The sequence below is a fragment of the Candidatus Cloacimonas acidaminovorans str. Evry genome (genome assembly GCF_000146065.2).
In the GTDB taxonomy this organism is placed as follows: Bacteria; Cloacimonadota; Cloacimonadia; order Cloacimonadales; family Cloacimonadaceae; genus Cloacimonas; species Cloacimonas acidaminivorans.
Genome location: NC_020449.1, coordinates 185,323 through 197,706 on the forward strand (window position 1 = coordinate 185,323; position 12,384 = coordinate 197,706).

10 protein-coding genes are annotated in these 12,384 nt (G+C 36.6%); 6 read left to right on the top strand and 4 right to left on the bottom strand.

Annotation, left to right across the window (positions count from 1 at the left end; translation table 11 throughout):
- Nucleotides 1-157: 157 nt before the first annotated feature.
- The 3 genes from CLOAM_RS00800 to CLOAM_RS00810 form a co-directional block, all read right to left on the bottom strand.
- A complete protein-coding gene (locus CLOAM_RS00800; protein ID WP_015423938.1) occupies nt 158-1,435 on the bottom strand; it encodes an amidohydrolase family protein in 1,278 nt (425 codons plus the stop codon).
- A gap of 89 nt (nt 1,436-1,524) precedes the next feature.
- Nucleotides 1,525-2,379 (bottom strand): hypothetical protein, encoded by an 855-nt coding sequence (locus tag CLOAM_RS00805; RefSeq protein WP_015423939.1) that lies wholly within the window; start codon nt 2,377-2,379, stop codon nt 1,525-1,527.
- Nucleotides 2,369-3,451: an MlaD family protein gene (locus CLOAM_RS00810; protein WP_015423940.1), complete on the bottom strand. Its 1,083-nt coding sequence runs from the start codon at nt 3,449-3,451 to the stop codon at nt 2,369-2,371. Before CLOAM_RS00810 ends, CLOAM_RS00805 begins: the two co-directional genes overlap by 11 nt.
- Nucleotides 3,452-3,914: 463 nt before the next feature.
- Between CLOAM_RS00810 and CLOAM_RS00815 the strand changes: the two genes are divergently transcribed.
- Together CLOAM_RS00815 and CLOAM_RS00820 are read left to right on the top strand one after the other, a co-directional pair.
- On the top strand, nt 3,915-5,054 hold the full coding sequence (locus CLOAM_RS00815; RefSeq protein WP_044278758.1) for a DNA methyltransferase: 1,140 nt from the start codon (nt 3,915-3,917) through the stop codon (nt 5,052-5,054).
- A 13-nt stretch (nt 5,055-5,067) separates the two neighbouring features.
- Nucleotides 5,068-5,907, top strand: a complete 840-nt coding sequence (locus CLOAM_RS00820) for a hypothetical protein (RefSeq protein WP_015423942.1) — start codon at nt 5,068-5,070, stop codon at nt 5,905-5,907.
- A gap of 239 nt (nt 5,908-6,146) precedes the next feature.
- Here CLOAM_RS00820 and CLOAM_RS00825 read toward each other — a convergent pair whose 3' ends face one another.
- Nucleotides 6,147-8,441 carry a M14 family zinc carboxypeptidase gene (locus CLOAM_RS00825; protein ID WP_044278759.1) on the bottom strand — a complete coding sequence of 765 codons (2,295 nt, stop codon included), beginning with the start codon at nt 8,439-8,441 and terminating at the stop codon, nt 6,147-6,149.
- Nucleotides 8,442-8,781: 340 nt separating this feature from the next.
- Between CLOAM_RS00825 and rpmE the strand changes: the two genes are divergently transcribed.
- From rpmE to CLOAM_RS00845, 4 genes are all read left to right on the top strand, one after another.
- Nucleotides 8,782-8,991 carry a 50S ribosomal protein L31 gene (gene rpmE / locus CLOAM_RS00830; protein WP_015423944.1) on the top strand — a complete coding sequence of 70 codons (210 nt, stop codon included), beginning with the start codon at nt 8,782-8,784 and terminating at the stop codon, nt 8,989-8,991.
- A gap of 79 nt (nt 8,992-9,070) precedes the next feature.
- Complete coding sequence (locus CLOAM_RS00835; protein ID WP_015423945.1) at nt 9,071-10,045, top strand: DUF1385 domain-containing protein; 975 nt, start codon at nt 9,071-9,073, stop codon at nt 10,043-10,045.
- A 5-nt stretch (nt 10,046-10,050) separates the two neighbouring features.
- Nucleotides 10,051-11,118: a peptide chain release factor 1 gene (gene prfA, locus CLOAM_RS00840; RefSeq protein ID WP_015423946.1), complete on the top strand. Its 1,068-nt coding sequence runs from the start codon at nt 10,051-10,053 to the stop codon at nt 11,116-11,118.
- Nucleotides 11,119-12,384, top strand: a complete 1,266-nt coding sequence (locus CLOAM_RS00845; RefSeq protein ID WP_015423947.1) for a hemolysin family protein — start codon at nt 11,119-11,121, stop codon at nt 12,382-12,384.

Below are 12,384 nucleotides of genomic sequence, written 5' to 3' on the forward strand. Positions count from 1 at the left end.
TTTGATGGTTGCCTTGAAAAAAGAGTTTTTTCTGCTTTGAGTCAAAACCACCCTCAAACCCGCAAAAAGATAGAGAAAGAAGTGAAAAATAGAGGATTGGGTTAAGGATTGTTGCTTTCCTTGAGAAAGGTGGTTTTAACTCAAAGCAAAATCCAAGCTAAATCCAGGAAGAATTATTATGCCTGCGTTTGGGATTAGTGCTGCGGGCTAAAAAAGAACCCTGCTGAATTGTTGCAAAATCCTTTCCGGCAACTTGATTTCCTTTTAAGTAAATTGCTTTAAAGGAACCGGAGAGTTCAATATCATTACCTTTATTACCTTTTACTATGGTTGTAGCTTCAGGGTCGTAGAGGACAAAATCGGCATCCGAGCCAGGGTCTAAGGAGCCCTTTTCCGGATAGATACCTAAACGTTTAGCGGCATTTTCGCTGGTCATTTTAAGACAGGTGGCAAGCGGAACTTTTCTTTTTTTCCAGATTTCGGAAAGCACCCAAAGGTATGAATAATTCATTAGTTCCGGATTGCAACCCTGGAAGAGTTCGCAGTAATTGGGATTTTTTACTGGAGGAGCAACGCAATTGGAAAGCAGGTAAATTTTATTGGAGCGCAGAAGGTCAAAAAGTAAATCGGCAAAATCAGCATAGTCACACCGGAAGGGAGTGCTGAAGACATCAGGATTATAAAGAGCCATCAGATCAGAAATACAAGTGGCAAAAGAAATATCGCTTCTTTTGGAAACGCTATTAATAAATTCAATTGTGGGATAGGAAGATATTCTGGGAATATGAATAGGATTTTCCTGCATTCTGCGTAAGATTTTTTTGATTGCTTCCAATTGAGCAGTGGGACTGAATTCCTGATAATTTTTGTAGTCATAACCCTGAAAGGCAAAGGAGGTATCACTTTCATAGATATCAAAAAACAAATCCATTATTTCCGTGAAAGTTATATCGGGAATGGCAGGATTGGGAGAAGGAACAGCTAAAGCAATGCCTACAACTCCTTTGTTCCAAATTTCCTGAGCGGATTCTGCGTGATAAGGATAATCACCAATATCAATATGACCCCAAAGAGCCAGAGAAGTAAAAGAATTGGCATTTACCAAAGCAATCTTCTTTTTGAGAGCAGAATTGTTAAAAACAGGGCTTTGAGTATGATAGCTAAGTTCAGCGAGGGTAGTCCAACCGCCTTCTAAAGCAATTTTAGTTATTTTAGCCAAGTCAGTTGCCGAATCAGTATTTTTGGCTAAAATATGGGTATGGGGATCAATTCCACCAGGGAGCATTAGTAAACCCTTGGCATCAATTATTTGGACATCTTCTTCCACTTCAATCTCATCAGTGGAGAGCTTGATAATTTTATCTTCAAACAGCACATTCACTGTTTTCAGGGCTGTTGAAGAAGTGGGTAGGGAAACGGATTTAAGTAATTTCATAATTTATTTCTATTTGAACCAAAGCCGACTTCCATCTTTGTTGGAAGCAGTTTTTGGTTTCCTGTATATTATTATTCGGTTCATTTATTCTATTCTTTCAGCATTTTTTGCATAGTGGTGTTTAGTTCTTCCCGAGCGACATTATCCTGCAGAGAGCTGAAAATTCCTTCTGCCTTTTTCCAATATCTTTTTGCTGCAGGGATGTTATTTTCCGCAGCAGCAATTTGAGCTTTCAGCCACAAACAATGAGCCATACCCCGAAAATTGCCAAAGCGATAATCCCAATCCTGAGCTTTATCAGCATAGAAATTGGCTGTTTCATAATCAGCAGTTCTATAATAATAATAGGCAAGAGCATACCAGGCAGAAGAAAGCAGTTCGGGGTCATTATATTTTGCTTTTTTCTGCTGTTTTTCCATTTTTTTTGCTAAATTTATTAGTTCCTTAACCTGTTTTTCTTCAGCAATTGCCAGATAACTATCTGCCTGCAGTTTGTCTATAGCAAGTTTTAGATTAACTTCAGCAGGATAATCTATTTTGCTTATAGCTTTTTGCGATATGGCAGAGTAGTTATTTTCCCGCTGGTAGTTATAAAGTTCCAGAAGCAGAAGATAATAAGCCAGTTCAGGAGCTGTATTTTGAATTATTTCAGCCATTTGGTTTTTGTATTGCAGATAAGCTTTTTCATTATTATTTTCCAATTCTATTCTTGCCAAACCGCTTAAGCAGGCAAGCATACCTTTGATATCGGCAAAAGAACGATAGTTTTCCGTTAAGAAAATATAACTTTCCCGGGCAGAGGAAAAATCCCTGTTGTTTTCCATTTGCAAAGCAAAACGCAAATGATTATTAGCATCTATTTTTGCCTGTGGTTCAACGGGAATTTTTACAGTAGAACAGGCAGTTAGAATTAGTAAAATTAGGAATAACCATTTACGGCACATTGGGAACCTGATGTATATATTTTGGTGAAGGCATATTTTGTTCAGCAGAAGGACTAATCCCTTTCCGCAAAAGAGGATTGTTATTAAGTCCTTCCAAGGTCTTACGGGCTTTAGCCAAACTGTCATTCAAATTGCTTAAAAGTAAACGCAATTCAGGATTATTTACTGTAGCCAGAATTTTTGCCAGTTCAGCAGTAGCGGATTCCAGATTATTCAAGGTTTCCGAAAGGGGCTGTAAAATTTTATCCTGCATGGGATCAAGCAATTTTATCAACAGAGAATCGGGTTTTTTATAATTATCAATAGCAGTTTGAGCACTCGCTAAAATAAATTCCAGTTCATTCATGCGGTTATTCAATCCTTGAGAGAGTTCTGCCAGATTATTCAAAGTTCTAAGCAAAACACCACTTTCGGGATTGTTATCCTGATTTAGGTTGGCGGTTAAAATTGAAAGCTCTGTAGTTATTTCTTCAACTTTATTCATACTGGCATTTGCTTTTTCCGAAGCATCTGCCAAATTTACCAGAAAACGGGGAATGGAACCTTTATCGGCATTGTAATCCTCATTGAGAGATGAAGAAAGCTGAGCCAAATTAGCCAAAATAAGGGAAATCGGATCACTGGTTTGAGGAGCTATCAATTTTAACTGTTTTTTACCCTCCGGAAAATCGGAAGAAAGTATAGTACTTTTATCCTGTAAGTGCTCCCTGGAATTGGGATTTTGAATAAATTCCAAAGTGGTCTTTCCGGTTATCGGATTTGTATTTCGTGCTAAAATGGAACCGGTAACCATTATATTTTTATAGCGATTAAGAATATAAAACTCCAGCCCGATATTGCCATCTTCCATAAGCGAAAAATCACGCACTCTTCCTACCTCAAAGCCCTTGTATAATACTGGAGTTTGAGTAGAAATTCCCATTGCATTTGCCAAAGTGCTGTAATATACATATTTCTTTTCCAGAAGGTTTTGCCTGATAGCAATAAAAACCATTGCCAGCAACAATAATAAAACTGGTATGCTAATAAAGGCAAAAACAATCTTTCGGCTGTGTTTGATCTTATCTATCATTTTTTAACCCTATTATGGCTTGTTATTATAATTTTGAAGGATAGTTTTTTGTCAAGCTTTTAATAGGGGATACCGAGAGAGAGTTTTTTTACAAAGAGAGAAAGAGAAAAAGAAGGATTATTTTAACAAAGAGAGAAAGAGAGATTCACAATTTGAAGGGAAAATTGTTTGTCATTCCTGAGAAAGTAGGAATCCACAAGAGATAAAAAAATATTTATGTATTTCCAACAGAGATTTATATTATTACTTAATCAACAAATAGATCAAGTTAAAACCTGTTTCCAAGTGATAATAATACTTCATTTTATTCGGTGTTCTCTGTGTTCTCATTGTCTTCTGTTTAAAAAAATAATACTAACCCCGGCTATCAGTTCTTCATTAGTAAAATCACAAAAAAGAACTTGACTGTTAAATAGTATATTCAATAAAAGGAATTAAATAAGATAAGACAGGATTGATAGAGATGAAATTCAATGATTCAAGTCAATTGACAATACCTATTAGGGAAGAAATGCCGAAATTTAATAGTGTAGTAATATTAAATCAGGAAAAGTTGATAGAGGTTTTGGAAGAGATTGAAAAAATAGATAATGTGAACTTGATGAAAAACAGAATTCTCGCGTTAAAAGCTATTATCAATAATTATAATAATGATAGAGAAGGATTACTAAATATAGATTCCAACGGAGAGACAATTTCCCTACGCAGGGATATTTTGTTTTCAGAATTAAATCAAATCTTAGAATCCCAAACCCTGGAAAGAGCACAGTATTACCTTAAACGTCTAAAAAATGGGATAAAAGAAGAAAAAACAAGTAAGATAAATGATATTAATCTTCACAGATGGAAAGAGTATGACGATATTTTAACCGACAGTTTATGGTTATTTGATAAAAGAAACACCTCTGGTGCACATTTAGGATGGTATTGGGGTAATTTTATTCCTCAAATTCCACATCAGATGATGTTAAGATATACAAAGAAAGACGACTGGGTGTTAGATACTTTCTTGGGAAGCGGAACAACATTAATTGAAAGTAAGAGATTGGGAAGGAATGGAATAGGAATAGAATTAAATGCTGAAGTAGCAAATAAAGCCGAAAAACTAATCCAAATGGAAGCTAATAAATATGATGTGATAAGCAATGTTATTATTGGGGATAGCAGAACTATAGACCTGAAACCAACTTTACAAAAATACAATATCAATAAATTTCAACTGCTTATTATGCATCCACCCTATCATGATATTATCCGGTTTTCTAAAGACGATAAAAATGATCTTTCTAATACGGAAACCACAGAGGAATTTTTAGAAATGTTTAAGGCAGTTGTAAATAATGTAACATCTTATCTGGAAAAAGGGCGCTATTTAGTTTTGGTTATTGGAGATAAATATTCCAAAGGTGAATGGATTCCTTTAGGTTTTTATTGTATGCAGGAGGTCTTAAATAGTGGTTATCTGTTAAAAAGTATCATTGTGAAAAATTTTGAGGAAACCAGAGCTAAAAGAAATCAACAGGAGCTTTGGCGTTATAGAGCACTGGTCGGCGGTTTCTATGTTTTTAAGCATGAATATATTATGCTTTTTAAGAAAAAATAGATAGGAGAAGTATATGCCTTTATATAGTAAAAAAGAGATATTAAATTTGAAGCTTAATAGTATTAAAAGTAAGGAGTTAAGAGTATTAGCCAAGAATCTTGGTATTTCCCCGAAAGGTTCAGCAGCGGAAATCATTAAAAGGATTTTGGAAATGAAACCACAATCCCCTGAAAATATTGTTGATGCTTACATTAAATCCATTTTCCTGCAAAGCATACAAGAACGCAAAGAACTTATATCTGATGATGATTTAAAAAATGAACTTTCTAAAGTAAAATCTTTTTCCTGGGGCACCAAACAGGGAGAGTTGGATCAAAAAATACAAAAAGATTTTGTAAGAATATATTGTCACTATGATGATTTAGTCAGTCATGTGGAAGCCACTTTATTTAAAGATGTAACTAATTATGTTATATGCAGTTGGTATAATTATTGGACTACAGTTTATATAGAAGAGCATATTGGTATGCATCCTAAAGTTATTCCTACTATTAAAAACATAAAAGGAATTGATATCTTCTTTGATGGCCAACCCTTTGATTTAAAAATAAGTTATGTGCCTCGTAATTATAACATTGACGAGGCGGTAAAGAATCCTTTGAATTTGGCGGTTTGGATGTATGAAAACCAAGGTGCTGAAAGGTTTGGCGCAGATAATAGATTATTTTTTATCCTCTTAGATAAAGATAATACAAATAAAAGCTGGGAACTGAAAAGAGATTTTGACTTGATATTCAGCAAAATTGACTCTTTTTTCAGTAAGGAAAAAGTATCTGACAGTGGCGAGATTGTTTTTAGTTACAAAGGAAAATCCTATACGGCGATTACAAAAGTTCTGTTAATTACAAAGTAGAATATTTTTCCTTTATTTGGAAAGCAGTTCCTTGCTTGCAACCCATCATCCACCCAACCTAAAGGATGAGTTGATGATGGGAAATTACTTGGTAAGGGTATAGTAGGATACAGAAGAAAGTGTAGTAATTATTTGTGCCATAAGGAAAAAAGAAGAGAAAAAGAAACAGGGAAGAAATTTTTTCTCCAGCTGTGGTTAAATGCTAATAACAGAGGTGTAAGGGGATAAATGGGAAAGGATTACTTTAAAAGGAGCATTTTATGAGTTTGGGTTTTGCCATCTGCAACTAAAGAATAGAGATAAACTCCGCTGGCTACAGGATGTCCACCATTATCTTTTCCGTTCCAGACATAGCGGTAATCTCCTTTTGCCAAATCGGTATCCACTATGGTTTTTACCAGCTGTCCTTTTGGATTGTAGATTTTTAAGGTTGCTCTGCTGTTTTTTGCCAGAGTGAAACTGAGAGTTGTTTCCGGATTAAAAGGATTGGGGTAATTTTTATACAGCAAAGTAAGCGGCGTCAGATCATTATTGAGGTCGGAATTTTCTGTGGCAGTTCCGCATACAATCATAATATTATCCAGTGTCCAACCCGGATCGGTTAAGTCAATATCATTGGAAGAATCGGTTAAGCGGAAACGAAGATAAATTGATTGTCCGGCAAAATCACTTAAGGAAACAAATTCCTTTCTAAAGCTATCCCACTGTCCAGATTTGAGCCAAATTTCCTGCCAGTTGTTTCCATCCGGGGAAATTTCCACTCTGCAGGGGTCATAATTCCATTCTGTATAAAGGTGGGAATCGAAAATAAGCCAGGTTTGATTCGTAGCGGGAATCAGAACCGGGTTGATGGTTTTAATCCAGACATTGCAATTAATAGCATAAAAACCATAACCACCAATGCTGTCGGTAATTGCATATCCTGAAGCGGCAATCTGATTTTGCACTTTCCAGGGTCCTTCTATTTCCCAATCAAAACTTCCGTTTTCCCAATCCTCACTGAAAACGATTGTGGCAGGACTGAGGTTAAACTCCAAATGATTATGACCTTCTGTAAGATTTACAGTTCCGATATAGGGAGTGTAACCTAAAGCATAAATTTGCATTGGATAGTCCCCAGCATAAGTATTCAAGTTAGCAAAACCATTCACAAAAAGTGTGTCAGGGAAAATATCACCGATAATAACTCTCGCTGAAACGGGTTCAGAACCGCAACGAACACCTATTCTTAAAGTAGCTGGAGGTTTTGGTTCCAAATTTATCTGGATATTTGTCCACGAGCCGTTATTTACTATTTGATTATTGATAATCTTGTCGTAATACCCTTTTTTGCGAGCTATAACGGTGTAAGAACCACTGGCTAAAGGACGGTAAAATTTTCCATTTTGGGGAAAAGAAGTTCTGGGACGAAACCAAGGCGCATTATGTTGCTGGATAATAATTTCCGCTTCTGTTGGTATTCCTGCTGCAGTAACGGTTCCGGTAAGCATTGAAGAAGAAGGAACTGCCGAACTAAACATTAAAGCTCTGTTTATCAACCAGCGAACTCCATTACTGCAACGCTGAATTGTTCCTACCATAACAGTTGAATCCGGTTGAATATCGCTGGTTCCACATTCAACTAAAAGAGCGATTGTGCCATATTGCTGATAAAGCCAATCGTGAAATGCACCCTGACGACTCAAATTGGGATATGCCTCATAGGTTCCAGTGCCACTTTGTTTGATAATTTGAGAAGCAAAACCGGTAGCAATAGAAGCAGCAAAATTAAGGTCGGGACTGGGACGAACATATTTCCAGTTAAAAGGATAATAGACCTTTTCCGATAAATTGCCTGTCCGGGAAGAATGCCAACAAACGGCATAAATGAATTTTCTTTGCTCACAAAGCTGTTGAAAGCCAATAATTTCACTTTCACTCATTGGGGCAGGACCACGATAATAATCATAGGTCTCATCTCCAACCGGACAATACAGTGTATCCCCATGCACCCAATTGAAGGCAAAATTGCGATTTATATCCACTCCGTCTATATCACCTCCGGTTATCGGGTCAAAATCAAAAATGCCGTTGTTATTGTTATCCCGTTTATTCTTACGGTAGGAAACATCCAGATTTTCCGTAACTACATTGTGCCCTTCAGGATTGAGAGTGGGAATAAACCATAAGTCAAGCTGCGAAATCCATTGAGCATAAGGTTGCTGATAGCGATAAGTTAATATTTCGGCAATATTAGCCATAGTTGTTTGAACTCCCAAAACCTCTTCCGCATGAACTTGTCCGACAAATAGCAAAGCCGGTTCGTATTCATCAATTTCCACATTATCGGAAATACGAATAGCATAAATAGGAATATGATCTTGCTGCGAATAACCAATGATATATAGTTTAGCAATATCGGGATGTGATTGCTGATGGCTTTGCAATAAAGCATAAATTTTGGCATAAGTATAATAACAAGTAGGCAAGGTTGCACTTATCAATGCCGGCAAAAATAGCATAATGCATATTATTATCTTCATCGCTATCTTCATTGTAACTTCCTTTGTGTAGCCAGAGCTTGCTGTAATTCCTTTTTTTCTTGCGGAGGAACGGTGTCCTCCGGCTACACAGTTATAAAGCAATTTTCAGTCCAAACAACTGTTCTTTGAGTTAAAATCGGTTTTATTTATACTGCCGCTCTCTTTTTATTAAACAAGATATCTTTGAACTGGTCTATAGTTATCAATTGTTTCCAGCCGATTTTGACTCAAAGTAGGAACCGGGTTTCACCTTTCCACTTTTTCACTTTTTTACTTTTTTGTATTGACATAATTCAGTGAGCTAATTTTTTGGTTTACTTGTATTGATTTATAAACAAGGAGAATTAGATAAATGAAGAAAGGAATTCATCCCAAATATGAACTGGTAACAGTTACCTGTGCTTGTGGAAATACATTTCAAACCCGGAGCACAAAAGATAAATTGCAGGTAGAAATTTGCAATGTATGCCATCCCTTTTACACAGGAAAACAGAAGATAGTTGATACTGCCGGAAGAGTAGAGAAATTCAACAAAAAATATAACCTTAAACAAGAGAATTAGGGTTTTACACCCGATATACGCCATTTTGTCCGTTTCCTGAATACGGGAAAATGGCGTTTTTTCTATCTTAGGGAGAAAAATGCAGGAAAAGAAAGAAATCAATGTTGGCGGTCAAGCTGTAATTGAAGGCGTGATGATGCGCGGTCCGGATAAATTAGCAACAGCTATTCGCAGAAAAGATGGCAGTATTGAATTATTAAAAACCCCTTTTATCAGCATCACACAGAAGAAGAAATTTCTGGGTCTGCCTATAATTCGTGGTTTTGTTTCGCTGATTGAGATGATGATAATTGGCATAAAGACCCTCACCTTTTCTGCCAATCGTTTTGAACTTGATTTACTAGCAGAAGAGGAAAGCGAAGGCAAAAAAACAAAAGAAAGAAGTAAAACGGCAGAAAATACAGCAAACATAGTTAGTTATATAATTGCCTTCGGTTTAGCTTTTCTGCTTTTTGGCTGGCTGCCTTATAAACTTGCGGATTGGATGCATCTTTCTCGCAAAGATATTCTATTTAATCTTTTTGCCGGAGCTATTAGAATTGTCTTTTTTGTGCTCTATGTATATCTGATTTCTCTAATGAAAGATATCAAGCGGCTTTTCCGTTATCATGGTGCTGAACATAAAAATGTGAATGCTTATGAACATAATTGTCCCTTGATAATTGAAAAAATACAGGACTGGTCAACAATTCATCCTCGCTGTGGCACAAGTTTCATCTTTTTTGTGCTCTTGATCAGTATTCTTATTTTTTCTCTTGTGGATACATTGGTTTCAGCGTACATTTTACATACTCCTGTTCCGGTTTATTTGCGCTTGGCATATCATATTTTGCTTTTGCCTCTTGTTTCAGGTGTATCTTATGAAGTGCTGAAATATTCCGGTAAGAATTTAAACCACCCTATTGTAAAACTTTTAACTGTTCCCGGAATGGCTTTACAACATATAACTACTCAGCCACCCGATAATGATATGATAGAAATTGGTTTGGTAGCTATGAAAGCTGCTTTGGATATGGATTTAAGTGAACATAAGGTAAAAATTATAGAGGAATAAATCCCTTGCTTCCCCAAGAAAAATTACAAATCCTGGAAAATGAACTAAAGGAAATGCAGGAACAAATAAGCGATCCTGCTGTTATTAACGATGCCCAAAAATATCGCGACTGCCTGCGGCGCTTTAAGGAATTAAGAGAAATTAATGCTGCCTGGAAACATTATCAAACCCTAAAAAAGCATATTGAAGAAGTTAATGCCCTGGAAAAAACGGAAAATGATCCAGAAATGCTTGATTTGATAAAAGATGAAGAGCGTTCTTTGCAACAACAGCTGGAACAGACAGAACTGAAACTAAAGGATTTGCTTATTCCTGCTGACCCTAATGATGCTAAAAATGCCATAGTAGAAATTCGTGCCGGAACAGGTGGCGAAGAAGCAGCTCTTTTTGCTGCCGATTTATTCAGAATGTATAGTTACTATGCAGAGATGAAGGGTTGGAAATTGGAAGTAATTTCTATGAACCAAACGGAACTCGGTGGCTATAAAGAAATCATTTTTCAGCTAAGCGGTAAAGATGTATATTCTTATATGCGCTTTGAAAGCGGTGTCCATAGAGTGCAAAGAATTCCTGTAACCGAATCCTCAGGCAGAATTCATACTTCTGCCGTTACTGTTGCTGTTTTGCCTGAAGCGGAAGATATAGATATAGACATTCAGGAAAGTGATTTACGCATAGATGTTTACAGAAGTACGGGACATGGCGGTCAAAGTGTAAATACAACCGATTCCGCAGTTAGAATTACCCATTTACCTACAGGAATTGTTGTTACCTGCCAGGATGAAAAATCCCAAATTAAAAACAAAGCCAAAGCACTGAAGGTTTTACGCAGTCGCTTATTGGATGAGGAAATCAGCCGCCAGGAACAGGAAATTGCCAAAGCAAGAAAGGCACAGGTCTCTACAGGTGATCGCAGTGCCAAAATCAGAACTTACAATTTTCCCCAATCAAGAGTTACAGATCATAGAATAAACTTGACAAGTTATAATCTGGATTCCTTTTTGGCAGGAAACATAGAGGAGTTTATTCAAGCATTACGACTTGCCTGGAGAAACGAAAAGGTGAACACATAAATGTCTGTGGTTCAGATTGTTCTGATCCTGTTGGTGTTACTTTTCTTTTTATTGCTCAGCTTTTTATTTGCCGGTTTGGAAACAGGAATGCTTTCTATAGACCAGATAAAATTAGAGCAGGAAGCGAAAAAAAGTAAAAGTAAAGCAGCCATTCTGCAGTTTGTCCGTCAACCGGATAGATTTTTAGGGACAACGCTAATCGGCAATAACATTTCCAATGTGATTATGGCATCGCTTTCCACCTATTTAGTTAATCGTCTTTTTGCTCCCGTTTTTGATGCGCGTTACACTTCTCTGGTGGTGGGCATAGTTGTGTTGATTTTTGGTGAAATTGCTCCTAAAGCAATTTTTCGGGATAATGCCGAAACCCTTGTTCCCCTATTATTTCCCTTTTTGCAATTCTTCTATTATTTGCTTAAGCCATTTGTAATGGTTGTTACCTGGTTGAATAACTTTCTGCGTAAATTGTTGAAACTGGAAGAGGGTTATCAATATGACTATTTAACTAAGGATGACCTTTCCTTTTTGCTTTCTCAGGCAGCTAATGCTGAAACGGAAGATAACCAAATGGAAATGATTGAAGACGCTTTGGATTTTACTGAACTGGATGCAGGAAATGTTATGGTTCCGCGCACGGAAATTGTTGCCATTCAAGAAAAAACTCCTCTTTCGGAAGCTATCAATATTGTAAGGAAAGAAGGTTTTACCCGCTATCCTGTTTATCGGAATAACATTGATGATATAATAGGGATTTTAATTATCTTTGATATCTTGAAAAAGGATTGCACTCCGGATATGATTGCTGGAGATATTATTCACGAACCGCTTTTTGTTCCTGAAAATATGGATTTGGATGTTCTTTTAAAAGAAATGCAAACCAAGCAACGCAGTATGGCTATTGTAGTTGATTCCTTCGGGGGAACGGCAGGAATTGTAACGATGGAAGATATTTTAGAAGAAATTGTAGGTGATATAGAAGATGAGTACGATATAGATGAAGATGAACATTCTGTCCAGCAAGTTGGTCCCAATACTTGGCTGGTAGCTGCTGATACGGAAATTGATAGATTAGCGGATGATTATGGCATTGAATTGCCTGAAGGTGACTATGAAACAATAGCAGGTTTGATTTTAGACCGCCTGGAAAGAATTCCTCATCAGGGTCAGGTTATTAATATTCCACCGTATAAAATACAAATTTTGCAGGCAACTGCAAAGCAGATTATTAAGGTTAAAATACATAAAACGAGTAAGATAGAGGTTTAA